We start from the raw sequence: 25,918 nt of genomic DNA on the forward strand, positions 1-25,918 counted from the left end.
AATAAAAGTTGAGCATCAACTATAAAATGTAGGGGAAATTTATCGAAAGCGGCTATCTCTCTCCACCCACAAGGGGATGGAGAGAGATAGCCGCCCCGCCGCTTGGGGCATTGGGCATTACAGGCTCTTCCCCATTCCCAGAAACTCCATCCTCTTGTGGGTGGAGTTTTTCATGAATTGCTCCTACAGTAAATCAAGGGTTTCACTGTCTTTTTGGGTAATTCCTATTCAAAAAAGTAGGCTTCTCTGTCGTCGATCTCGGCAGCTTGGTCTATTCTTCCGGTAAGATTAATACTTATCAATAAGCTTTAATAAAAAACTTATGTCTTCAATTCCTCTAACATTGAACCTAATTGAAGGTTCTGTCTCCTTCAGCTTTTCACCCCAAGCAGCACGAGAATTAAAGACAGCGACAGATCAATTGATGGAGCGCCTAAAAGCTGTCGCCGCTAAACCCACTCCTGGAGGTGGTAAAGTCACTCCCCAACCTCCAATGGAATATCGTTATACGGGTGAAGTATTTTTAGAAATTTTCTGTAATCCTAATATTTGGCCAACGCCCTTCGCAGCCAAAGTTTTGCTGACTGTCCGCAATCTCAACATCCGCTTGACTACTGAAGCTGAACTTACCCGTATTATTGAAGACATTAATCAATATTTAGAGCAAGTTGAATAATTTATATATTTCTCTATGGTTTTTGAGATTTTTTAAAAAATAACTCTATATGAATTTGGGATTTTGCGAAAGTTCAGCAACTTACTTGTAAAAGTTTACTTTGTTGTCGGTTAGCGCGACTGAGCAAACTTTTCAAGACGGATGTTAGCTTTGAACAACAAAGACGCTATCGCTTCCTGCCAGTAAGCGATGTTATAAATTGTGAGCCAAAGTGAAGTTCCTACACTTGTACAGGGTCAATGTAGGAACTTCACAGAATCTAGGTACCAAACTCAAGCTGTAGCATCAGATGTACAGAAGAAATGGTTCTGAAGCGAATGGCACTAAGTTAAGCTGAATGGTAGGCAGCGTAAGGATTGCAGAGGGGGAGGGTGCAGGGGAGCAGCGGGGCAGAGGGGAATTTCTAAATATCCGAACACAATTGCCTAAAACTTCTTCTTTCTCCCCTGCTCCTTTGCTCCTCTGCACCCCTGCTGCCTCAACGATTGTCCCTTTTCTTAGTGCCATTCGGTTCTGATGCCTCTTTTAACTTGAGGAGTCGTATAAATTCAGACTCAAATACTTTTGTGTTAATGAAAAACGCAAGATTCTGTATGGCGCAATGCTCATCAAAAACCAGAGATTATCTGCCAGATTGGGCATAGGATCGTTGACTGTGACATTAGCACATCGAAAATAAATCCCAATCCCTTAATCGTTGTCCCACTGTTCGCGGCCAATTAGGTCGCCAATGCGATCGCGTAACAAAAAGTCACATTTCTCTAATTCACATTCAACGCAAACCCACTCTCTCGCTGGAATGTATTGGCAAAGGGTATATATTGGCTGTTGTCGGCTAATCATCCCCTTTTGCACCAGTCGGCGTGCTTCGTCTTGAATCAAATCGAGAGAGTAGTAATTGATAGAAGGCACCGTATTCACACTCATGGTTTTTACTCACAAATTAACACTTACGATAGTGTTCCCGTTAATAATTAGGAACAAACATTACAGAAATTAGACTTGTGGCTAGTATTTTGTAGTTTGCTATACGGAACTATTTTTATTTTGACGCTAGATATCCTGAAATTATCTCAAGAAATGTTAAGAAAGTCAACGAATCCTGACATTTATCGAAAATCCGCTTTACAAAAAAAATTCCGAGTAGTTAACTTTACCTGCTATGGCGGCTTTATGGTTTTTATCTGACAAGCCTGAAAGCCTTGCCATTGATGTATTTAGGCAAGATTTGGCGGGTGGGAAGAATTCATATTACGACACCGAATAGCCCGCCGCAGGCATTGCTTACACATTAAATAATCACCTTGAAGCCGATTCTAGAACTGCTGGTAAGTAAGTGGGTCAAATTAAATATAAAACCTCACCCTGCCTCCGGCTTCCCTCTCCGATACTTTGGAGAGGGATTGAGGGTGAGGTTTTATCTTATATAGGACTTACGCTTACCTACTTATTTATCTAAGGGTAAACAACACAAGAACATTTGTCAGATACTAGGGTATAAACTGTTGCAAAACATAACGGCTAAAGTACACTATGAAGGCTTTTACCCTAGTATCGGTTAATAATTTCTTAAGTAAACCCGTAATATTTTTATTTTTTTAAGCACTACTATTACACAGCTTTCCTTTGACAAACATCATTTATAAGGCAGGAGATAGAAGACAAAAGAACTAAATCACTTGGGCGGATTCAACGCCATAACACCACAACTACGTTAACTTCCTACTTTCTAACAAGAGTTAGTGAGAGTCTTTAAAGCCTTGATTCATAGCCCTAACCAAGGTAACAGAAAGCATACAGATGCAACTACCGACCCATAATGTAGTTTATGGTTACATTAAAACAGACGTGACTAGATCGCGTCTGTAAACTCTTTGGCGGATTTGCTGAGATTAATTGTTCTGAAGTTACATTGTTATCTAAGTTACTTATTCATCAAATGATTCATCATCTTCGTCTGTACTGTCTTCTACAGATACCAGATTTTCTGGCGGACGCTCATGGTTAAGCTGGCTTAGTAGTGCCAATACCTTATTACCGCGTTCTATGGAGCGATCTTCGAGAAAGATGACCTCTGGTGTACGACGTAGCCGTACCCGCGCCCCAAGTTCGCTACGGACGTAACCCGTGGCTGACTTTAAGCCTGCCATTGTTTCTTCCTTAGCTTCATCTGTACCATAGATACTGACGTAGATTTTGGCGTGTTGGAGATCGCCGGAAACATCAACATCAGTAACACTTACCATTCCTGTACCCACACGGTCATCCTTAATGCCGTTGAGCAGCATTTGGCTAACTTCCCGTTTGATCAATTCAGCAACGCGGGAAACCCGGCGATTTGTAGCCATAAAAATTTAGCCTCCTGACAGAGGTTGTACGACAAAAAATAGATGCAAGTTGCTTAGTACTTAAGCGGGAGCAACGCCAAGAGCAACCGTCTGTAGGGCATAGCTCCGATAAAGCGTTAGTCTAGATTGTACTCAAGCCCAGCATTGCTCGTAGGGTCAGAGTAAGGAAAACTAGACCGCTTACAAATAAACCTAAGATGGCGATCAAGGTGACTGGGCGCTTCAACAATGGCACTAACGGCGCAAAGGTGTTCAGAAACAAGCCTAAGACGATACTAATTAAGTATCGGGGGTAGCGAAAGACGTTATCCCAAAATCCGTCAAACATTTGAATGTAAACTGCCTTGTTATATACTTACGTTTGTTTTGATCTGCTTTATCAACTCAATTGTAATCTATGCAGCCAGAAAATTAGCCAGCTAACATAAAATATGCCTTGTCGGTTACTATTTGCTTTATTTAGTTACGATTGTTTTCAGTTAAATTACAAATAAATGGTAATTCAAATCCCCAAAGAAAAATTATTCAAAACTATTGAATAAAGTTTGTAATACTACATCTCTAGGACTACTATTTGATTTTTGAAAAGATACGTAGGGTGTCAATACTGCTCGGCTAAAGCATTTTTAACTCGGAATTGGATTTGGGGAAAAGGTTAAAGGGTAAACGATTAAAGGTTTTTTATTTCCCTTTTCTCCTTCCCCTTTTCCCTAAAACCCGACAAGTATTGCGTAGGGTGTGAGCGCAAAGAGTACGGCACCAAAGCCTTAAGGATGGTGCGTTACGGCTTACGCCTAACACACCCTACAAATACTTAGATTTTTCAGAAATAAAATATGATTCTTATATTTTTTACCAAATTCTTAAAATATCAGAATCTAAGCGATCGCTTAACTTTTAGCAACCAACAATATCACCCCAAGCTAGCGGTAAAATAAGATTTTTAAAGCATTACCAAACTACCTTGCGCTTCTTCCTCTAACTCATAGCCATTAGCCAGTTTTTCAATTGCTTGGTCAATCATTGTCAAACCTTGATCTACCTTTTCAACCAAACTTAGCTGTCCTCGGAGTTCGGCAGCACCTACGAAACCTTTAGCATACCAGGTCATGTGCTTACGGGCTTGACGGACACCGCGATCGCCTTTATATTCCCATAAGGCTTGTAAATGATCTCTTGCACACTCCAAACGCTGAATCGGAGTAGGTGTCGGTAATATCTCCCCAGTTTTCAGGAAATGATCGATTTCTCCCACCAAAAATGGATAACCCAAAGTCCCACGGGAACACATCACACCATCAGCGCCAGTTTGTTCTAAACATTTCACCGCCGCTTCAACTGAGAAAATATCTCCATTTCCAATCACTGGGATAGAAAGCACTTCTTTTACACGAGTAATCCATTCCCAACGGGCATTACCATTGTATCCTTGGGCACGGGTGCGTCCGTGAACTGTAATCATTTGTGCCCCTGAATCTTCCATCCGCTTGGCAAAATCGAGAATAGTAATTTCGTTATCATTCCAGCCAATACGAGTTTTGATGGTAACAGGGACAGCAACAGCTTTTACCACTTCCCGCACAATTGCCTCTGCTACTTCTGGTTGCCGCAACAACGAGGAACCGCCACCATTTTTAGTAATTTTATTTACTGGACAACCCATATTAATATCAACAGTATCAGCACCTTCGGCAACTGCCTTGATTGCTGCTTCTGCCAAAAAATCGGGACGGCAATCAAATAATTGAACGCTAATTGGGCGTTCATTAGGATCTACCTCCATAATTTTGGGTAACTGCTTGACATAATGCAATCCTGTAGCATTCACCATTTCGGTATACATCATCGAATCTGGTGCATAGCGACGCACGAGACGGCGAAACACCATATCTGTCACCCCAGATAGAGGCGACTGGAGAACCCGACTTTTTACCTCCAATGAGCCAATCTTTAAGGGTTGGGAAAGTCGAGCTTGGAGAATAGGGGAGAGCGAAATCATAGAAAAAATTAAAAATTATGGGAATGGGAAATAGCAAGAATATTTAGGGGTAGCTGTAATGAGTGCTAATTGTAAGTTACATATCCTGACTTGAAGGCTGTTTTTGCATTTCTTGCTGAACTTCCTCTAAACTCAAACCTAACTGTTTTGCTGTTTCTTCAAAACTCAATCCCAATCTCAACAACAAAGGTATCATTCTAAACTTTTCTTCACGCGCTCCTTCTTGTTTTCCCTCTTGCTTGCCCTCTTGCTTGCCTTCTTGCTTGCCTTCTTGATAAACTCGTGTTTGTTTCAGATCGCTTAACCCAAACATACCTTCAATCTCCTCTCGACTCATCGTTGGAAACTTATAAACCAAAATTGTCTCTATCAATTCTAGTAACTGCCGTCGTTGTGGTTCAATGTTAATTTCTTGCTGGGTTCTGTTTATTAACTGTCTAGCGGCTGTAATTGCTATATCCTCTTCATCTACAACTAATTTCATAGTAGCAATTCCAACTGGTAGTGATGCAGTTTCACCTAATTCATTAAGATAAATGCGACTGACGCGATTGCTAGTGAAAAATTCGCTGTAATTCTTGATATCTGCTGTATCTAAACTCCGATTGGGATAGATAACTACTCCTCGCCATGAATTTTTAGGTTTATTTTGACGTAAGTATAAACAAATCTCGGAAATTAGGCGCGAATAAATTTCTGTGTCGGTTTGAAACTGGACTTCAACAAAGTAAATCGGATTTTCTTCCCCTTGCGTTGGGAGAAAAACACCATCTATGCGGAATGCAGTTTGCTTTATTTCAATTGAGGAGAATTTATAATCCTCTGCGGTTTGAGGTGGATTACCAATTAATTCAAAAAAGACCCCAGGAAGTTCTTGAAAAAGGCGGTAAAAAATGCTGTCAGTTTTCACGCTTGATGTATTGCGATGATTGAAACCGTTAGATTTTACCGTGAAAGAGCTATTAATAAATTTTGTTCAATTAGACTTAAGAAGGTGTGGGGCTATTTTTAGCTGGCGATCAACTCTAAGTTAATATTTTTAATTTTGACTTGAGTTTGCCATCTTCCATCTCAACGATGCGATCGGCAATGTCTAGGATGCGGTTGTCATGAGTAACCATCAAGATTGTACAACCTTGTTCCTTTGCCAGTTTTTGCATGAGATTGACTACATCTCGTCCCGATTGGCTGTCAAGGGCGGCGGTGGGTTCATCCGCTAGGATTACTTGAGGATGACTGACTAAGGCACGAGCGATCGCTACTCTTTGTTTTTGTCCCCCAGATAGTTTATCAGGATAATAATTGAAATGATTGCCTAATCCTACCTGTTCTAGCATCTGGGCTGATCTCACCAGCATCTTTTTTAACCCAAGATATTTGTGCAATTCCAAAGCCATTTTGACATTTTGGAGTGCTGTTAAACTACCATGCAAGTTATGTGCTTGGAAAATATAACCGTTATGCCGCCGCGCCTGCACTAGTTCTTCAGCACTAGCGCCACAAAGTTCTCGCCCCAACACCCGCAAACTACCAGATTGGGCAGAACGCAATCCACCCACTAGAGTCAGCAAGGTAGTTTTACCAGAACCAGAAGGCCCAGTCATGATAATAATTTCACCAACGTTAATCTCTAAGTTGATGTTAAATAAAACTTGCTTACGAAGCGAACTATGACCAAAATAGTGGTCAAGATTTTTAATAGAAATTATGGGATTGGGCATTGGGAATTGGGAATTGGGAATTGGGAATTGGGAATTGGGCATTAGTAAGTATTTCCATGCCCTATGCCCCATGCCCATTTTTAAAACATATCAGCAGGATCGGTGGCTTGGAGTTTGCGGGTAGCGATCGCACCAGAAATTGTACACATAATGACAGTTAATATTAATACTTGCAATGCCCGAATCGCTGTCATATACATGGGCAAATTTGTCGCACTGCGAGTCAATTGGTAAAGTGCTAAAGATACTCCCAATCCGGGGAAGAAACCTAGTGCGGCCAAAATTAACGATTCTTCAAGCACCACACCTAGTAGGTAATAATTGCGATATCCCATTGCTTTGAAAGTGGCGTATTCTCGAACATGGGCATTCACATCGGTGGAAAGGACTTGATAGACAATAATCACGCCCACTACAAAGCCCATTGATACACCCAGGCTGAAAATAAACCCAATTGGCGAATTTGTTCTCCAGAAGTTGTTTTCAAATTCAATAAATTCGGCGTGGGTTAAGACTTTGACATCATCTCTCAGATAGGCTTTGAGCATTGCTGCCACTTTTTTCGGGTCATAGCCTGGTTTCAAAACAATTAAACCTAGACTGACACTGCTGGACTGTCGCCCAGAAAATAGCCGCAAAAAGTTTTGATCGCTAGTAATCAAATTGCCATCAGAACCAAAGGAAGCCCCGACTTGAAATAAGCCATTGATGGTAATTGTGCGCCGTTCTATTTCGGTAGTTAGGGTTTTACCTTGGTCAATTTGAGCGATCGCTTTTTGATAATCTCCTCTTGCGCCACGGTCGAATAAGACAGTATTCGGTAGCTTAATTGCCTGTAATTGTTGGTTAACATCTGGTAAATCAAAAGCTGGCTTGTCTGGGTTGAAGCCGATAACTAATACCCCTGCCTCACGGTGTGTTTGGGGATTTTTCCAGATTGTGTTATTGAAATACATTGGTTCTGCTGACTTCACGCCTGGTATATCCATTGCTTGGTAAAGTCGCCGACGAGAAAATGTAGACAAGCTTGGCAAGTTACGCGCTTGGGGACTGGTTAAAACGATATCTGCTTGCAAACTGCGATGTAATCTAGTGTTACTGTCATACAGCGCAGTTTGAAAACCCAGTTGCATGAACATGAGAAGATCCGCAAAGGCAATACCTGACAATGCCACCAAGAGACGGCTTTTTTCATGATTAAGTTGTAACCATCCTAGAGGTGTTCGCCGTCGCAGTTGTTTAATCAATCCCATAATTTAGGTATTGGGGAATGGGGAATTGGGAATTGGGAATGGGGAATAGTAAGTTCTAAGCTTGACGGTTTGTGTTCAGAGGTTGAAGTTTCGAGTTCAAAGGTTGAAGTTCCGAGTTCAGAGGTTGAAGTTCCGAGTTCAAAGGTTGAAGTTCCGAGTTCAGAGGTTGAAGTTCCGAGTTCAAAGGTCAAAGTTCCGAGTTCAGAGGTTGAAGTTCCGAGTTCAAAGGTCGAAGTTCCGAGTTCAGAGGTCGAAGTTTCGAGTTCAAAGGTCGAAGTTCCGAGTTCAAAGGTCGAAGTTCCGAGTTCAAAGGTCGAAGTTCCGAGTTCAAAGGTCGAAGTTCCGAGTTCAGAGGTCGAAGTTTCGAGTTCAAAGGTCGAAGTTCCGAGTTCAAAGGTCGAAGTTCCGAGTTCAAAGGTCGAAGTTTCGAGTTCAGAGGCCAAAGTTTCGAGTTCACCCATTCCCGATTCCCGATTCCCAATTCCCCATTCCCAATTGCCAATTCCCATTTCACAATTCAATTACTGCCTTAACTTGCATATTGGTTAAGGTGGCAGCTTTTTGGCTGGAGACTTCATTTAGTCGGATATGAACTTCTACTACTCTGTTGTCGATATTGTTGGCGGGATCTGTGTTAACTACATTTTGCCGCCGTACTTGCAAGCCTTTGCGATCTACAATTCCCTGCAATTCAATCGGGAGGTAATCACCAAGTACTGTTACTTTTTGGCCGGAATGCACTTTGCCAATATCGCTTTCGTAGACTTCGGCTACGACATACATCTGGCTGGTTTGTCCGATATCAGCAATGCCATCATTTGAGACTAATTCGCCAGGATAGGTGTGAATCTCAAATACTTGCCCATTTTGGGGCGATCGCACTTCAGCCTGTTTTAAATTGACTTTTGCCAAATTCATGGCTGCTACAGCCCGATTGACTTCTGCTTGGGCAGCTTTTACATCTACTCCTCGCACTTCAGCAATTTCATCAAGGGTTGCCGTCGCTTCTTTTACCTGTTGCTGACTAGTTGATTGAGTACGATTTAACTGTGCTTGTGCTTCTTGCAGGTTTTTCTGGGCGGTTTCCAAGTTTAAACGCTTGCTATCCCGTTGAGAAGCGGAGATTGCCCCCTTTTGATACAGCTGCTGATAGCGTTCGTCTTCTGCCTGGGCGTTACGCACTTCGGCTTGAAATCGCTCAATTGTTGCTGCTTGGGCATTACTATTACCTTGGCGTTCTGCTTCTAAACGAGCGATCGCAGCTTTTTGGGCAGCAATTTCACCACGTTTAGCGCCTGCTTGGGTGCGGTTTAGGTTTGCCTGGGCGACTTTGACTTGTTCCTGCGCCTCAAGAAATTCTGCTTGCAAGCGATCGCGGCTGTTCAAAATCGCAATTACCTGTCCTGCTTTTACCCTATCTCCTTCCTTCACTAACAACTTTTCTACCCGACTTCCGTCCGCAGATACCGCAGCAGAGAGTTTAATTACCTTTCCTTGTGGTTCAATTCGCCCTAAAGCTGTTACGGTTGTTAACTGTGGCAATTGTGTTGCTGGCGTTTGTGTCTCAGGAGTTGCATAATTTTGCCAGCGTTTTACTATATAAAAACCTATTCCGCCAACCAACAAAGATGCAATTATACCTACAGCAACGGATGGACGCAGAATAGACTTAGGGAACGTTCTGTACCCTAATTTTGAGTTTCGCACCATAGATTACCTCTTAACTAGTGGCGCAGAAAAAACTGAATTGCTTAAGCTTTTATTCTTACTTTTTTATTTCTTAGCTTTTCCTTTATTTGTTAGTTAACTATTGTAGATTTATCGATTCGGAATTCATAAAAAATGGAAATTATTGAGATTTTCCCAACCTACTGTAATTTAGCTGGATAGAATAACAATAATTTATTTTCCATTATTAAGAGATTTATGTTGATGATTAATTAGTTTTGTTTTGTGAAACTACTCAGATATAGTAGACGTTTTCAAAGAGACGGGTTGTAACAGTGCCAACAATCAGAAATAAATTTAGTCAATTTGTTTTGTCATGAAAAATAAATAAGTTGAACTTACTAAAAATCTATTTAAATTTGATAAATTTGTTATTTTTAATGATATATTTCATCCCTAATACTAAAATACAGTGTTATCTAGCAATGCAGTTGAGTTAAGGCTAAAACTCTGTTACCAAAGTAAACTTTTTAACGTAGAGGTAATGATGTGACAAATCGCCGTCTCTACAATAATCAGTCCTTTGTAGAGACGGCGATTTATCGCGTCTTGCCTTTGTCTTGCCTTTATATAGTCATAAATTCTATTTCACCAGGGCTTTTTTTACCGCCAGTGTTGGGGAATGTTCAAATTTTCCGGTAGGATTGTTGTGCGATCGCCAATTGCCTGCTCAATCTGCTGTAATTCTAGGTTTTCACATTCGCTCATGTTTGCCCTAGAGAGGTTGGCTTCATGGAAGTTGGCATCTTGCAGATTAGCTGTACTGAGTAACACACCTTCTAAGTTAGCTCCAGCAAGTTTTGCTCTTTGTAGGTTACTGCCAATCAGATTTGCATCTTGGAGATTGCTACCTTCAAAGTTTATTTCAAAAAGGTTGGCATCACAAAGAATTGCTCCTTCTAAGTTGGCATCACAAAGGATTGCGCCTTCTAGATTGGCATCATAAAAGATTGCCTTTGAAAGATTTGCTTTTCTGAGGATTGCTCCTTGCAAATTGGCTTCTGGAAGGATTGCCTTTGAAAGGTTTCCTTCATAGAAGATTGAACCACAAAGGTTGGTTAATGATAAGTCTGCCTCCGAGAGATTTGCTCGGGTAAAATTGACCCATTGTAAGTTAGCTCCTACGAGGATTGCCCTAGAGAGATTAGCTTCAGTTAAGTCGGCATTACTGAGGTCTGTATTGCGTAAGTCTAGTTTCTGATTTACCGGATCTTTATGTGAATTGCGTCTTCCAATTACAGTTAAGGCTGTTTGAATATCTGTAGGAAGTTTTGATGAACCCTGTAAGTCTTTCTGATATTCATGATTCACAGAGGAATTCTCGCGGATAAAAGCAGCGAGAATTTCCATAATTGTCCAGTGGTCTTTGTGAGAATCTTTAGCAATTTGCTCTAAAGCATAAATAGCGGCAAATCGCGTTTCAATCTTTTCATTTCCCAGTTGTTCAATTGCTTTACAAAAGCGCTCTGGAACAATTTCTTCTATAGTTGCTTGTGTGTTATTGATGCCAGTTACGATATTATTATCCCAAGTTAGCGTTCCAGCAAGGAGTTGCGTTAATAGATTTTGATTTTCATCTAGCGAAAGCCTGGAAGTATAGTAAGCATTAGTAATTAATGCCAATCCTCCAATGATTATGGCAAGAGTTGTTAATGCTTGATTAATATATTCAATTTTTTCTTGATTTGAAAATCCTTCAATACTTTCAAAGAATGAGTAAATAAGAGTTACAGAAAAAATAAATATAATTGAGATAAATACCAACAAACTTGTGACCCCATTTGTCTTTATGAAAGACATGTCATAAGTCTTCATATTTGGCCCCTTACGGAAATAAATTTAGGTTGATTTTAAGGGCATCTATAAATATCTGATAGCGTACAAATACGGAAGTACTAGACAAATACTTAAATGTACTTAATAGAAATCATCTATCAAATCCATCAGAATTTATTTTTCAAACATCCTCTGAACTGCGGGGGTTAGCGCTAAGGGCACAATATTTTTGTCCATAAAGCGAAGCAATTCCACGCAATTTAAATTGATATTGTAGAGTGTGTTAGAACGGAGTTCGTAACGCACTATTATCAAGGATTTGATGCAGTACTCTCCGCGCTCACATCCTACGGATATTTTCTCCAAATCAAACCGGATTATTATATAACGTTAATGAGGTTTATCTAATTACTCAGCTTTTGAAGAAATCTCTAAACACATCTGACTAAATTGGAAATCGCCATGAGCAATTCCTCTGGTGATACAGGTTTAACAATGTGCTGTTGAAACCCTGCTCTTATTGCTTGCTGCTGATTGATTTCGCCTGCATAAGCAGTTAGAGCGATCGCAGGAATCTTTTTTCCCCCTAGTTGTGCTTCCAGAGTCCGCACCTGTTCCATTAGCATATAACCGTTCATCTCTGGCATCCCAATATCACTGAGTAGGATATCTGGCTTTGACTGGACTAGCGCTTGTAATGCTTCATCTCCTGATGCGACTGTGGTAACGATCGCTCCAGACTCCTCAAGCACAAAGCTGAAAAATTCGCGGGTATCAGCATTGTCATCAACAATTAAAACTTGTAAACCCACCAGAGGCGAGGCGGCAGAAATGGTAGTGGTTCCCTTAACTTTTGTATCATCGTTGATTTTTGCACTGTCCTTGAGCAAGGGTAACTTAACTGTGAAGATAGCTCCCTTGTCTTCACCAAGACTTTCGGCCTCAATCATTCCGCCGTGCATCTCAACTAAGTGACGAGCGATCGCTAAACCTAATCCTAAGCCACCAAACTTTCTAGTTGTTGTACTATCACCTTGACGGAAATAGTCGAACAGATGATTTAAAAAATCAGGGTGAATACCTTTACCTGTATCGGTAACAGTAACTTGGACTTGGGTATCGATACACTCCAATTGCACATTTACCTTTCCCCCAACGGGTGTAAACTTGACAGCATTGGATAAAATGTTCCAAAAGACTTGCTGTAAGCGGACTGAATCGCCCAAAACTTTCCCTTGAGGGTCAAGCATCATTTCAAGGTGAATACTTTTAGCCTCTGCTGCTAAACGCACTGTATCCATTGCTGCTTCAATGGTGGAAGCCAGATTGACTGATGCCATTTTGAGGTTAAGTTTACCTTGCAAAATGCGAGAAACATCTAGCAAATCGTCAATTAGTTCAGCTTGTAATTTAGCATTGCGTTCAATAGTTGCCAGGGCTTTTTGGAGTGCTGTTTCATCAAACTTACGACTCTGCAACAGTTTTGCCCAGCCGAGAATGGGATTCAGAGGCGATCGCAATTCATGGGAAAGTACCGCCAAAAACTCATCTTTGATTCGGTTAGCAGTTTCTGCTTCCGTCCGCGCTACTTGCTCAAGTTGTAAAAGGCGATCGCGTTCTGATTCGGTGCGTTTGCGATCGCTAATATCAGTTAGCATAGCGATCGCGCCTAAAAACTCATTCTGTTCATTCAAAATTGCTCTAGCAGAAATCAGTGTCCAGATGTACGAACCATCTTTGCAGCGCAATCGACCTTCTTTAAGATCGCTCCCTTCTCGCTTTAGCCAGGTTAATATTTCTTCGGTTGTTATGCCATTAACCTCTTCTATAAAATCAAATATAGAATGACCAAGCATCTCTTCAGCCGGATAGCCCAACATCTCGAAAATCCGTTGATTGACAAACTCTGTTCGTGATTCAGAGTCAATCATCCAGATTCCCTCATAAGAGGTATCAACAATTCGGCGATACTTAGCCTCACTCTTTTGTAGCAACTCCTCTGCTTGCTTTAGCTCTCGGCGCTCTTTGGCTTCTCGCAATGCCCGTTGCACTGAGGGAACTAACCGCCCTAATCGTTGTTTTAATACATAATCAGTTGCACCATTCTTTAAAGCTTCGATCGCTAATTCTTCGCCCAATGCGGCAGAAACAAAGATAAAAGGAACTTCTAAAGAGCGATTTCGGGCAATTTCTAAGGCAGAAATACCATCAAAAGATGGTAAGGCATAATCAGCAAGAATTAAATCAAAAGCCTCTGTTTCTAGAGCAGCCAAAAAATCAGCGCCGGTTTCGACTCTAATTAGTTCACAATCAATTTCCCCTTGGGTTAGCACCATTTGGATTAGCTCTGTATCTAAGAGACTATCTTCCAAAAGGAGGAAACGCAAGACATTCATCAGTTGCTCTCCTGTTGACGATGAGGTACAGAAAGTACGCCAAGGGGTGGCTGATTAATAACTTCCTTCTTCGACAACTTAGGCAATGAAAAATAAAAGGTGGCTCCATTGTCAATTATGGCCTCTGCCCAGACTCGGCCATGATGTCGATGAATAATTCTCTGTACGTTTGCCAATCCAACACCAGTACCTTCAAATTGTGGATCGCTATGCAGGCGTTGAAATACTCCGAATAGCTTGTGAATATATTGCATATTAAAACCAACGCCGTTATCTTGGACAAAAAAGATAACTTCGTTTTCATTGTCACTACTTCCAACAGTAATTTCTGCCGGATTTTTATTCTGGGTGTATTTTACGGCATTGTCCATGAGGTTGCGAAGGACGAGCCGGAGCATGGAGGGATCGCCTTGGACTTCTGGTAGTGCTTCGATGTGCCAATTGATTTTGCGTCCTGGGGTTTCTATTACCAAATCGCGTTTTATCTCTTGTACCAATTCTTCCATGTTGAGGTTGATGTAGCGCATCTCGGCGCGCCCCATGCGAGAAAATGTCAGCAACTCGTCGATGAGTATGCCTGCTTGTTTGGCAGTTTCTGCAATTATTCTTAAATAGCGCTGACTCGTTTCATCTAAAGTTGTTGAGCTATGGTGCTTTTGCAGCAATTCCACAAATCCGACGATGTGGCGAAAGGGCGATCGCAAGTCGTGAGAAACTGAATAGGAAAAGGATTCTAATTCTTGATTGGCAATTTCTAGTTGGATGGTTCGCTCTTGAACCCGTTGCTCTAATATTTCGTTGATTTGTTTTAGAGCAGTTTCAGCAAGCTTGCGATCGCGTAGCGCAGCTTGCTGTTCGCTGATGTCAGTAACTAACACTACATACCCTTCAACAGTTCCCTGTTTATCTAACTGAGGAACATAGATAGCATTAATGTAGCGTATCCCACCATCTTTATAAGGAATTTCACCTTCAAAAGTTAGTTGTTTTCCTGCAAGTACTTCTTCCACATAAGGACGAACCACTTCATAAGCAGATTCACCCATAACATCCCAAAGATGCTTTCCATAAATTTCTGCTGTAGAATGCCCAAACCACTCTTCATAAGCTCGGTTATTAAAGCGGTAGCGTTGTTCTGAATCTACAAAGGAAATTAGAACTGGCAGTGTATCTGTAATTAAGCGAAGTTCTGTTTCTCGTTGCCGCAGTGCTTCTTCTATGCGCTTACGGTTAGTGATGTCGCGCCAGCAATTGATTGCACCGATAATCTGACCTTGGAAATCCCGAATCGGTACTACATTAGCGCTGGCTGTAATCCGGGTTCCATCAGGACGTTCAATGATGCACTCCTCATCACGGATTATTTCACCGTGGCGCGTAGCACGATATAAAGGTAGTTGTTCTGGGGTGAGGCGCGTTACACCATCAGCTAGAAACAGACCGTAGGACTTGGCGTAGTCGCTGGAAGTCATGCCAACCAGGGATTTACCAGGTTTGCCCAAAAGCTCTTGGGCAAGTTTGCTGTTGGCGATGATTGGGAAATTTGGGGGGCCACCAGTGATAGTAATTCCCTCTGGGACGTGTTCTAAGAGCATTTGCAGGATGCTCTGAGCTTCTTCTGCTTGGCGAGTGCGACGCTGGGCTTCGGCTTCGGCAAGTTTGCGTAAGCGAAGCTCGTCGCAGACATCGCGCAGCGCTGCTTGCCGTTCGCTCAAGTCAAGAACAAAACCAATAATTGTCCGATCTCCTTCTTGGACAAAGCCAATGAGAACGGGAACTTGAGAGCCATCTTTACGAATGTATTTCTGCTCAAAGGGTTTACAACTCCCAGCCATTCTCAGTTCTTGAATTGATTGCTCACTCACCTCAATGTATTCGAGTGGAGTGATTTCGCCCCAGCGAATTCGACTAGAGCGCAAATCTTCGCGGGTATAATTTAGCATTTGCAAAAAGGCATCATTGGCTTCGATAATCAAGCCATTGAGATCGGCGACAATCACGCCAATAATATTAGACTCTGTTAAGCGACCAAACCTTGCCTCGCTTTCGCGTAGTGACTTCAGACTCTCCTCAGCTTTCCGTTGGGCTATGCGGCGTGATTCGTTGAGGGAACTGATTAACCCTGCTGTCAGCATGAACACAATCAGGGGTACTAAAACGTTCGGATTTCTAGTGTTTTGCGGATAGATTGGCTGTAAAAGGAAGTAGTTGACTCCCAAGGTAGACAAAGCCGTAGCAAGTAACCCCGGCCCTAAGCCACCGTACCAAGCACTCACCATCACCGCCGCAAAAAACAGCGCCGCAGGCGTTGGAGTGAGATATTCATACAGTAGCAGGGTTCCCCCCACTGCTAAGGCAACACATAGCAAAGCAATACCATAGTCTAGGAATTGCTCTCGAATGATTGCGCTTTTCTTTTTACTACCAGCAAAGATATCTTTGCGTTCAGATGTTTTCACCCTATAAGTCATAATCTGATTTTGCTTCTGGAAAATTCTGGTTTAGCAGCCTTTTGCCGGGTTCTTCCATCTGCCGTAACATTTCTTTTATTAGTTTTAGCGCTAACGGTGAAGGCAGTGTGTGCCGATTTTCCCACCAATTGACTGTTTTAAATGAGACTCCTAATTTAGCAGCAAACTGTTTCTGAGAAAGATTAAGTTGTTGCCGAAGATGCCGAACCAAATCTAAAATTTCCAGCCGCTTTGTTATAGGCATCTTCCTTTTTTATTCTTACAGCATGACTACGATAGGACAAATGTCCTATTGTTTGTCTCTGGCTTAAGAAATATTTCTCAATATTGAGGTTCAGAAGGTCAACTTTGAGGTTCAGAAGGTCAACTTTGAGGTTCAGAGGGTCAACGTTGAGGTTCAGAGGGTCAACTTTGAGGTTCAGAAGGTCAACGTTGAGGTTCAGAGGGTCAACTTTGAGGTTCAGAGGGTCAACTTTGAGGTTCAGAAGGTCAACTTTGAGGTTCAGAGGGTCAACGTTGAGGTTCAGAGGGTCAATGTTGAGGTTCAGAGGGTCAATGTTGAGGTTCAGAAGGTGAAATTTAAGCTTGCCAATGTTCCGGTAGTTGAAGATTTTCCGGTAAGATTGTTGTGCGATCGCCTTTTGCTAATTCAATCTGGTATTGTTTGACGATTTATTTTTTGACGAACCGCCAAGCCGCCAAGAGCGCCGAGAGAAGAAGGGAAGAAGTTTACGAATTATTGAGGACTGCTATAAAATAATTATTACGGAGACTTTTGGTAAAAACTATAGCATTAAGTGAAATCGGTAGAATGCGCCCAAATAACTATTGATGCGGTGATAACTCAACCTGATTGTCGCCAATCTGTCGGTGCTTCTATATAATCAGGTAGGCGAGTGGTGCGATCGCCAGAAGAATACGTTTAATTTGGTCTACTAATTTATGATTGTGGTTATGAATTATATCGTGGGTAGGCATTGTTCAAGATGCTAAAACTTCACTGAGGATAACAACAGGTAAACCAGAAACATTACGAAAGCCTTTATCGTTAGTAATAAATTGGTTAGAATTAACAGACAAAGCTGTGGCAGCATGAATAGCATCAGGTGTTTTGAGGTTACTTGTAGCCCGAAGATTAGCAGATTGTCGCAGTATTGATTGACTAATAGGAATTAACTGTACTTGAGATGATAATAATAGTTCTTCATAGTCTGCTACTAAAGAATTATTACCATTACGCAATGGAACAACTAAAACCTCCATTAATATTAATTCACTGCTGATGATTTGAATTTCTCCTGCATAAAACTTAGACCATAGTGGTTGCAGAAGAGAGTAATAATCAGGGTTGCCTTCAATGGTATAAATAGCCACTGAAGTATCTATATAAATAGAGCCGCTTGTTAGAAGTATTAGCTGTCCCATGATAAGCGTTCTTCTTGTAGTTGTATATCTATATCCTCAGCAGTTCGAGAAGGGTGTCTCCTACGGCTTTCTTCTATAATGTCCAGCACAGAGCGATGTTTTGGTTCAGCTTTTTCTGGTAAAATCACAAAGACATCAACGCTATCGCCTATTTCGGCTTCTGGAATTTCAATTTCTATTTTGTTCCCTGGTAAAACTTTGGTTGTGATACGTAAAGCTGATTGCATGGTTTTTCCCTCAATATTTATTAATACTGTAAATAAGATTGTTATCTTCTATATTCTCCTACAAGCCATAGAGGGCGGCAGTACTCTCATCTATTTCTTGTTTTTCGCTAAATGAATAATCCAATAAATAATATTAGAACTATAAACGAATTTCTGAGTGTGTCTGTCTTGTTATCAGACATAAATTATGTTTCTTCCTCATCTCCAAAATATTTACGGAGACTTTTGGTAAAAACTATAGCATTAAATGAAATCGGTAGAATGCGCCCAAATAACTATTGATGCGGTGATAACTCAACCTGATTGTGGCCAATCTGTCGGTGCTTCTATATAATCAGGTAGACGAGTGGTGCGATCGCCAAGTGCGTTTCTAATCTGGTGTAACTCTAAGTTTTTAGCCCCTGTTAAAATTGTCCCTTCCAGTTTGACATCACGAAGGTCAGCTTCTAAAAAGTTAGCTCCCATCAAGTTAGCCTGAGTCAGATTAGCTTGATAAAGGGTCGCCCTATGCAGGTTTGCTCCAATCAAGTTAGCCTGATGCAGGTCAGCTTCCGTTAAACTGGCTTCTGAGAGATTGGCAAAATAGACTTCTGTTTGGTGGAGTTTGGCTGCATTCAAGTTAGCCCCTGAAAGGTTGGCTCCATTTAGGTTAGCCCCAGAAAGGTTAGCACCAATCAAACCCGTCAGATTTAGGTTGGCTTTACCCAGTTTTGCACCTTGCAAGTTAGCTAAAAACAGCTTTGCCCCAGAGAGGTTGGCAACTTTCAAAGTTGCTTGTTGCAAGTTAGCTTTATAAAGGTTTGCTCCTTGGAGATTTGCTACACGCAGACTTGCTCCAGAAAGGTTGGCTGAACGCAGGTTAGCCCCAGAAAGATTAGCACGGTTGAGATTAGCCCAACAGAGATTAGCTCCACAGAGGCTAGCTTTTAGTAACTTTGTTTCATAGAGAATACACCTAACGAGTTTAGCGCCGTTGAGGTCAGCTTCACTCAAGTCGGCTCCGCGCAAGTCAGCCCCACTCAAGTCAGAACCACGTAAATCGGCTTGTTGCAGATTCACTCCTAGCAAGTCTGCTCGTCTGATGTCGATATGACGTAAATCAAGTTTCTGATCTTTTGGGTCTTCGAGTAAATTCCGTCTACCGATGACAGTTAAGGCTGCTTGAATATCAGTGCGGATAATTGGCAATTCTTCATGAAGGCTTTGCTCCAACTGCTGTGTCGGACGCGACCCACCTCTACGCCGACCTGAGTAAGCATCTGGTGAATATTCCGCTTTTTGTTGCTCTACCTTCACCGACTGGATAGGTGAATTTTCGCGCACAAAGGCAGTGAGGATTTCCATGATTGTCCAGTGTTCTTTAGGAAAATCCTGAGCAACTCTTTCTAATGCATAAATTGCACCTGTTCGGGTTTCAATTTTATCATGACCAAGTTGGGCAATTGCCCCCATAAAGCGTTCTGAAGTCAATCTGTCTTGGTTCAGTTTGGCATTCTGAAGGCTAATTTCGAGGTTTTTCTCAGCTGCGATCGCATTTTTATGCATCGCTTGGGCCCGCTTTGCTGAATAATATGTATTAAACATTGCTGCCGATGCCAGAAAAACTATTGCAGTAGTTGTTAACGCTTGGTTTCTATACTGAATTTTTTCCTGAACTGACAATTCTTTAATACTAGACAAAGCAAAGAAAATTACCGTCAATGAGCAGCCAAATAAAACTGTTATAGTTATGAACCAATTCAACAAAGTGTCTGTCTTTTTAGAAGACATGGTAAAAATTTTCCTTACAACTTAGAATTATTACTTAGATGTTTGGAAAAAATAGTATACCATTTAGCAGAAAATTATAATAGGTGTCAGAAAACCCTTTTAACTAAGTAATAACATCGAATATACTTGTGAATTAAGGCAAAAATTGAACAATTATTGAAAAGCTTGCACTGGAAGCTTTCTTCCTTTTAACTTTCGTCTTGCAAAAATGGTGTTTTACTCAGATAATTTAACTTCTCTTAAGTTTGCCCTATCAAGTATGGCATCATTGAGAATTGCCCCATGCAAATTAGCTAGATATAAGCTTGCATAATGGAGGTTAGCTCCTGTTAGGTTAGCTCCTTTTAAGTTAGCTGCACTAAGGATTGCCCCTTCTAGGTTAGCTAAATATAAGTTAGCACCTTCTAAGTTAGCTGCACTGAGAATTGATCCTGCAAGATTAGCTTCTGTGAGGTTCGCCCCAGTAAGATTAGCTTGATAAAGGTTTATCTGTTGTAAATTTGCCCCATTCAGATTTACTCCTCTCATATCGATGTGACTCAAATCAAGCTGCTCATTTTCTGGGTCTTTATTTACATCTCTTCTAGCAATAACAGTTAGGGCTGCTTGAATATCTGCACGAACTTTTACTGACAGGTTGGTTGTTACTTCTTCTTGAGATAGATAAAGAGTCTTTTCTCTTAGAAAATTACTAAGAATATTCATAATTATCCAGTGGTACTGTGGATGATTTTGGGCAATTTGCTCTAAATCATTAATTACAGTTAGACTGGTTTTTATTGTGTTATTGCCTAGTTGTTCAATTGCTATGTTTAAACATTCTTTTGGAGACTTATGCCGAGTTTTACTAATTTTTTCTTGTAAAGTATCTATTGTCAGATATATTTTTGATAACTGAGCGTTATTGATTAATGAAATATTTTTTACAGCATGAAAAAAAATAATAATTACTGTCAACATACAATAGTTAAAGACTTAGTGCTAATTGGTGGCGGTCACAGCCATGCAATTGCCCTGAAAATGTTTGGAATGAAGCCGTTACCCGGAGTGCGTTTGACGTTGATTACTGCAAATCAAAAGACAGCCTACTCTGGAATGTTACCAGGATACATTGCTGGATTTTACACCCATGATGAATGTCATATTGATTTGCGACCCTTAGCAAACTTTGCTCAGGCAAATTTGTATATTGACACAGTAGTTGCTCTAGACTTGGAAAACAACAAAGTTCTCTGTGCTAACGGATTGGCGGTAGATTTTGATGTGCTGTCTATTGATATTGGCAGTACTCCGGCCAGAGTGTCTGTATCAGGTGCAGCAGAATATGCGATCGCAGCTAAACCAGTATCGCAGCTATTGGAACATTGGGATGAACTAATTGCGACTGTAGGTAAAAATCCTCAAGAACTGATCAGGATTGCGATCGTCGGTGGTGGTGCTGGCGGTGTAGAATTGGCGTTGGCGATGCAATCTCGTTTACATCAGATATTACATCAATGTCAACAACCAATTGAAAATCTAGAAATTCATTTATTTCATCGTCAGATGGAACTGATGCCAAATTACCATCAATCAGTAAGGCATCAAATTCAGCAAATTCTCACCCAGCGAGGTATTGAGCTACATCTTGGAGAAAGTGTGTGTAATATCGCACCTAAAAACCACAAGCAAACTAGAGAAATATTTGAGATTAAGTGCGAATCTGGTTTGATATTAGAATGTAATAAAATTTTTTGGGTGACACAAGCTTCAGCACCCGAATGGTTAAAAATTGCGGGACTAGGAACTGATGAGCAAGGTTTTATTTTAGTGGAGGACACATTGCAATCTCAAACGCATCCGCAGGTATTTGCATCTGGTGACATCGCCACAATGGTAAATTATCCGCGTCCGAAAGCTGGGGTGTTTGCTGTTAGACAAGGTAAACCTTTATTTGAAAATTTGCAGCGAATTTTATTAGGTAAATCGCTCAAACTCTATCACCCACAGAAAGAATATTTGAGTTTAATTGGTACAGGAGATGGACAAGCGATAGCAACAAAAGGCATATTCACTTTACCACCTCACAAACTCTTATGGCATTACAAAGATTGCATTGACCGGCGCTTCATGGAACGCTTTCATTTTGAATAAATAAGGGACTGGGGACTGGGGATTGGGGACTGGGGACAAGGAGAATACCCAATAAGGGACTGGGGACTGGGGATTGGGGACTGGGGACAAGGAGAATACCCAATGCCCAATGCCCAATTCATCGAATCTGTTCAATTAGCCCAATAATTTGTTGATAATACTGGATATTTCCCTCTTGGTAATACAAGTCTGCGGATTTCTGGAAATCCGCAATTGCTCTTTGAGAATCACCTAAATTTTGGTAGACATCGGCTCGAAGCATGTAAGCTGAAGCCCAATGAGGCTGAAGTTGTAAGGCTTGGTTTAAGTCTGTAAGCGCTCCCTGTAAATCTCTCAATAGAGAACGGCTTCGACCACGATTATACCAGTCTTCAGCAAAACTAGAGTCGATCGCGATCGCCCGACTATAATCTTCTATTGCGCCTTGATAATCTTCTAGGGCGTAGCGAGCATTGGCGCGATCGCTGTAAAATGCAGCAGATTGGGGATTTATTTGTAAAGCTTGGGTGTAATCTGCGATCGCACTTTCGTATTCTTCTAAAGCATAATAGGTTGAACCGCGGTTGTAATATGCTTCAATTAAATTAGGATTAATTTCTAATGCTCGATTATAATCTGCGATTGCTGCTTGTTCATCCCCCAAAAGACGACGAGCATTTCCTCGATTACAATACGCTTGCGAAAATTCAGGAACCAACTCTATTGCTTGGGTGTTATCATCTATTGCTCCCTGTAAATCTTGCAGGGCTTCACGAGCAATCCCCCGACCATAATAAGCTGCGGCTAAGTTATCATTAATCTGTAATGCCCGATCGTAATCTTTAATTGCTCCTTTATGATCTCCTAGAGAACGACGAGCCGCCGCGCGATCGCAATATCCTTCAGCTAAACTAGGATTAAGTTGTAATAAGCGATTGCTATCTTCAATTGCACCTTGATAATCTCCCAGTCGGCGCAGAGCATTGGCGCGAAAGCCGTATACTAAAGCTAGAGTCGGGTTTTCTTGTAAGGCTCGGTCATAATCTGTGATCGCACCTTTATAATCTTCAAGGGTACTACGAACAAGACCCCGCTCACAATAAGCTTGCACATCATCAGGATTGAACTTTAGTGCTTGGTTAAAGTCCTCAATTGCTCGGTGATATTCTTTAAGATGAGCAAGAACCAAACCTCGATTATAATATGCTCCGGCAAACTTGGGGTTGATTTCTAGGGCGCGGTTGTAATCTGCGATCGCACTTTGATAGTCTGCTAAAGAGTAGTGGGCATTACCTCGATTATGATAAGCCTCTGCCAACTTAGGATCTAATTGTAATGCTCGGTTATGATCTGCGATCGCTTCGTGAAAATTTCCTAAAATATGGTGAATATTACCCCGATTGCTATATGCTGCGGCAAAATTGGGATGCCACTGTAAAGCTTGTTGAAAATCTGCGATTGCTCCTTGACGATCGCCTTTTTCAAAACAAGCTACACCACGATTATGATAAGCATTGGCAATATCAATATTGATATTATCAGCTAACTGGGTACTAGTTTCGATTGTTTTGATATAGTCAGGGATCGCTTTGTCATATTTTTCTAAAGCAAAGTAGGCATTACCCCGACTGTGGTAGGATTGGGCGAGATTGGGATCGATTTGTAATGCTTGATTATGATCTGCGATCGCTCCTTGATAATCGCCTAAAAAGTAACGAGCATTACCTCGCTGACAGTAGGCTGTAGCAAAATTGGGATTGATTTCTATAGCGTGGTTGAAAGAAGCGATCGCACCTTGATAATTGCCCTGTAAACTGTGATTTAATCCTTGGTTTAAGAATTCTTCAGCATTCATGTAATTTTCTTATATTTCAACATTCTCTAGCTTAAAGGCAACGCATTCTTAACGATATGTTTTGATAATCGTTCCAGCTTATTGTGCCTCCTGCTAAGATTTTAATTCCTGATTTTCTGTGAGATTATATCAGTGCGACGATTTTCAAGCGACTTAAACAGCAGCAAGCACCGCAAACAAGAACGGTAAGTGCTTGACTCGCCGTTTTCTACTGAGGTTGCTATAGTAGCAGATAACACATTAGCTAAGTGCGATCGCATCTACTATCAATATGGATAAAGAGTCTCAAAATCGCTTAGAACACTTTGCTGCTTTAAAGTCCAAATACCAAGCAACTCAATATGAAGATTCATTACCCGCTAGTTTGCTGTATCTCATACTACGAAAACTTGACTTAGGAATTGAACTACTTGACTTAGAATCTAATTGGTTGGGAGAGTCTCAGCTTGAGGAGACTTTAGAAGCTATCAAGCAAGAACAGCAATATAGATTGCAAGAATTCGGAAATCTAGAATTTGAATTCTCCAAATTAAAGTCTAAGTATAAAGCTACAAAGCATAATGGTTCCTGGCAATCTAGTCATCTCTATTTTATACTTTTGAAACTTGAATCAGGCAATTTACTCACTGATTTAGAAGTTCAATGGCTGAGAGCTACTGGTTTATATGAAACAAATCAAATTGCTCAAGAATTAAAGCTATTTACTCAACTCAAATCTCAGTACAAAGCTACTAAATATCAAGACTCATATCCTGATAGTTTCCTGTATCAAATACTAAAAAAATTAGAGCTTACAGAACGTTTAAGTAATTCTGAATATAATTGGCTGATCAATAACGAACTCTTTGAAACGGCAGAAATTTTTCAACACCAAGAGTCAGTAAAAGAAACTCATTTTGCTCAGTTAAGAGAGAAATATCAAGCGAATTTACACTCTGATTTATCATTATATAGTCCACTATATCTAATACTCAAAAACATTGATGCTAAAAATAATTTGAGTGAGTTAGAAATTAACTGGCTGGAACAGCAAGGACTTAGTGAAACAATTACCATTGCTCAAGAATTAGAACAAACACGAGAATTTTTTGCCTTAAAAACTAAGTATAAAGCAACTGAGTCTCAGGATTCATCGCCTAAAAGTCACCTGTATAAAATTCTTAAAAGGCTTGAATTGTCAAATTATTTAGGTGAACAGGATATTAACTTCCTCAAAAAACGCAAGCTGACTGAGATTATAGAAATTGCAAATGAAAAATACACCTCTACCCTAAAATCTAAGATAGATTTGGGAGAGCTACTTAATGAATCAGAAATTGACTGGCTACAAAATAATAGACGTGAAAATATCATTATTCTCGCTCAACAAAAGCACTTTGCTATTCTCAAGAGAAAATATGGATTGATAGATCCTTCACTGCCGCTAGAGCCATTTTACGCGATCATGGTCAAATTAGAGAAAAAAGAACGGCTAGATCCTAAGTTGGTTTTGCAGCTTATGGAAGAGCAACTATTATCTCCTGGCGGGAAAATTGCTCTTGCGTATTACAGGCTAGAAGCAGAGTTTTATGAGCAGGAGTTTCACCGCACTGGAAATAAATGGGATATTCCCACGGCTAGTAGTTATTGGCGCAGAGCAGATGAACCTGAACAGGCATTAAAACTTACTAACTTAGACTTAAACCAAATCAGAGAAAGCAAGCTAAAGTCAGCAATTTCAGTTACTAGAGGCGCAGCATTCAGAGATATGGATAACTTAGCTGATGCAGAGATTTGTGCCAAAAAAGCTATGGAGTTTCACCCTGATAGTCATCAACCTTATACCTTAATGGGTGCTGTATGTTATGACAAAAGTGACTATCCAAAGGGAGATTATTGGTATGAACAAGCAATTAAACGCGGTGCTAAACCTGAAGATATAGATGACGAGATAAAACGAGTAGTCAGGAGTACTAAGGATGAGAATAAGCGACATGAAGCAGCAGAATATCTACTAAAAAAAGATTCACAACGCTACTCTTGGGCTAAATATTATCTCAAAAAATCGCAAGATAATAGTAAATAAACAGGTTTGTATCGCCAAACTATCAACACATGACCAGATTTATTCATGACCAATTCGCTAAAGACTATCTCGAACAATTACTCACTCCTTACGGTG

21 protein-coding genes are annotated in these 25,918 nt (G+C 40.8%); 3 read left to right on the forward strand and 18 right to left on the reverse strand.

What is annotated here, in order from left to right:
* The first annotated feature begins 322 nt into the window (after nucleotides 1-322).
* The gene (locus tag RMZ41_RS00905; protein WP_322643581.1) at nucleotides 323-676 is read left to right on the forward strand and encodes a hypothetical protein; all 354 of its coding nucleotides are present in this window, start codon (nucleotides 323-325) and stop codon (nucleotides 674-676) included.
* 690 nt (nucleotides 677-1,366) lie between these two features.
* Here RMZ41_RS00905 and RMZ41_RS00910 read toward each other — a convergent pair.
* From RMZ41_RS00910 to RMZ41_RS00990, 17 genes are all read right to left on the reverse strand, one after another.
* The gene (locus tag RMZ41_RS00910; protein WP_012407481.1) at nucleotides 1,367-1,603 is read right to left on the reverse strand and encodes a DUF4327 family protein; all 237 of its coding nucleotides are present in this window, start codon (nucleotides 1,601-1,603) and stop codon (nucleotides 1,367-1,369) included.
* Nucleotides 1,604-2,604: 1,001 nt separating this feature from the next.
* On the reverse strand, nucleotides 2,605-3,024 hold the full coding sequence (gene rbfA, locus RMZ41_RS00915) for a 30S ribosome-binding factor RbfA (RefSeq protein WP_322643582.1): 420 nt from the start codon (nucleotides 3,022-3,024) through the stop codon (nucleotides 2,605-2,607).
* A 121-nt stretch (nucleotides 3,025-3,145) separates the two neighbouring features.
* A complete protein-coding gene (locus RMZ41_RS00920) occupies nucleotides 3,146-3,352 on the reverse strand; it encodes a DUF751 family protein (RefSeq protein WP_322643583.1) in 207 nt (68 codons plus the stop codon).
* Between the two features lie 615 nt (nucleotides 3,353-3,967).
* Nucleotides 3,968-5,023: a tRNA dihydrouridine synthase DusB gene (dusB, locus tag RMZ41_RS00925; protein WP_322643584.1), complete on the reverse strand. Its 1,056-nt coding sequence runs from the start codon at nucleotides 5,021-5,023 to the stop codon at nucleotides 3,968-3,970.
* 76 nt (nucleotides 5,024-5,099) lie between these two features.
* Nucleotides 5,100-5,933, reverse strand: coding sequence for an Rpn family recombination-promoting nuclease/putative transposase (locus tag RMZ41_RS00930; protein ID WP_322643585.1), 834 nt, complete (start codon nucleotides 5,931-5,933; stop codon nucleotides 5,100-5,102).
* A 115-nt stretch (nucleotides 5,934-6,048) separates the two neighbouring features.
* Entirely contained in the window at nucleotides 6,049-6,786 is a 738-nt protein-coding gene (locus RMZ41_RS00935) for a DevA family ABC transporter ATP-binding protein (RefSeq protein ID WP_322643586.1), read from the reverse strand.
* 38 nt (nucleotides 6,787-6,824) lie between these two features.
* Nucleotides 6,825-7,997 carry an ABC transporter permease DevC gene (gene devC / locus RMZ41_RS00940; protein ID WP_322643587.1) on the reverse strand — a complete coding sequence of 391 codons (1,173 nt, stop codon included), beginning with the start codon at nucleotides 7,995-7,997 and terminating at the stop codon, nucleotides 6,825-6,827.
* Nucleotides 7,988-8,506 carry a hypothetical protein gene (locus RMZ41_RS00945; RefSeq protein WP_322734443.1) on the reverse strand — a complete coding sequence of 173 codons (519 nt, stop codon included), beginning with the start codon at nucleotides 8,504-8,506 and terminating at the stop codon, nucleotides 7,988-7,990. Before RMZ41_RS00945 ends, devC begins: the two co-directional genes overlap by 10 nt.
* A 1-nt stretch (nucleotide 8,507) precedes the next feature.
* Complete coding sequence (locus tag RMZ41_RS00950; RefSeq protein ID WP_322640417.1) at nucleotides 8,508-9,707, reverse strand: ABC exporter membrane fusion protein; 1,200 nt, start codon at nucleotides 9,705-9,707, stop codon at nucleotides 8,508-8,510.
* Nucleotides 9,708-10,328: 621 nt separating this feature from the next.
* On the reverse strand, nucleotides 10,329-11,525 hold the full coding sequence (locus RMZ41_RS00955; protein ID WP_322734444.1) for a pentapeptide repeat-containing protein: 1,197 nt from the start codon (nucleotides 11,523-11,525) through the stop codon (nucleotides 10,329-10,331).
* Between the two features lie 407 nt (nucleotides 11,526-11,932).
* Nucleotides 11,933-13,897, reverse strand: coding sequence for a response regulator (locus RMZ41_RS00960; protein ID WP_322640419.1), 1,965 nt, complete (start codon nucleotides 13,895-13,897; stop codon nucleotides 11,933-11,935).
* Nucleotides 13,897-16,368 carry a PAS domain S-box protein gene (locus RMZ41_RS00965; RefSeq protein ID WP_322640420.1) on the reverse strand — a complete coding sequence of 824 codons (2,472 nt, stop codon included), beginning with the start codon at nucleotides 16,366-16,368 and terminating at the stop codon, nucleotides 13,897-13,899. The genes RMZ41_RS00960 and RMZ41_RS00965 overlap by 1 nt, the downstream gene beginning before the upstream one ends.
* Nucleotides 16,358-16,612, reverse strand: a complete 255-nt coding sequence (locus tag RMZ41_RS00970) for a helix-turn-helix transcriptional regulator (RefSeq protein ID WP_322640421.1) — start codon at nucleotides 16,610-16,612, stop codon at nucleotides 16,358-16,360. Before RMZ41_RS00970 ends, RMZ41_RS00965 begins: the two co-directional genes overlap by 11 nt.
* Nucleotides 16,613-17,349: 737 nt before the next feature.
* Entirely contained in the window at nucleotides 17,350-17,793 is a 444-nt protein-coding gene (locus tag RMZ41_RS00975) for a PIN domain-containing protein (RefSeq protein ID WP_322640422.1), read from the reverse strand.
* Nucleotides 17,781-18,020 carry a hypothetical protein gene (locus RMZ41_RS00980; RefSeq protein ID WP_322640423.1) on the reverse strand — a complete coding sequence of 80 codons (240 nt, stop codon included), beginning with the start codon at nucleotides 18,018-18,020 and terminating at the stop codon, nucleotides 17,781-17,783. Before RMZ41_RS00980 ends, RMZ41_RS00975 begins: the two co-directional genes overlap by 13 nt.
* Before the next feature lie 294 nt (nucleotides 18,021-18,314).
* A complete protein-coding gene (locus RMZ41_RS00985) occupies nucleotides 18,315-19,790 on the reverse strand; it encodes a pentapeptide repeat-containing protein (RefSeq protein WP_322640424.1) in 1,476 nt (491 codons plus the stop codon).
* Between the two features lie 216 nt (nucleotides 19,791-20,006).
* Nucleotides 20,007-20,750, reverse strand: a complete 744-nt coding sequence (locus tag RMZ41_RS00990) for a pentapeptide repeat-containing protein (RefSeq protein WP_322640425.1) — start codon at nucleotides 20,748-20,750, stop codon at nucleotides 20,007-20,009.
* On the opposite strand from RMZ41_RS00990, the gene RMZ41_RS00995 reads away from it, so the two are divergent.
* Entirely contained in the window at nucleotides 20,721-21,923 is a 1,203-nt protein-coding gene (locus RMZ41_RS00995; protein WP_322640426.1) for an FAD-dependent oxidoreductase, read from the forward strand. The genes RMZ41_RS00990 and RMZ41_RS00995 overlap by 30 nt on opposite strands.
* 118 nt (nucleotides 21,924-22,041) lie before the next feature.
* Here RMZ41_RS00995 and RMZ41_RS01000 read toward each other — a convergent pair whose 3' ends face one another.
* Nucleotides 22,042-23,757: a tetratricopeptide repeat protein gene (locus tag RMZ41_RS01000; protein WP_322641615.1), complete on the reverse strand. Its 1,716-nt coding sequence runs from the start codon at nucleotides 23,755-23,757 to the stop codon at nucleotides 22,042-22,044.
* Between the two features lie 271 nt (nucleotides 23,758-24,028).
* Between RMZ41_RS01000 and RMZ41_RS01005 the strand changes: the two genes are divergently transcribed.
* Nucleotides 24,029-25,822 carry a hypothetical protein gene (locus RMZ41_RS01005; protein WP_322641616.1) on the forward strand — a complete coding sequence of 598 codons (1,794 nt, stop codon included), beginning with the start codon at nucleotides 24,029-24,031 and terminating at the stop codon, nucleotides 25,820-25,822.
* Nucleotides 25,823-25,918 lie beyond the last annotated feature (96 nt).

The organism is Nostoc sp. DedVER02, assembly GCF_034530675.2.
GTDB lineage: Bacteria > Cyanobacteriota > Cyanobacteriia > Cyanobacteriales > Nostocaceae > Nostoc.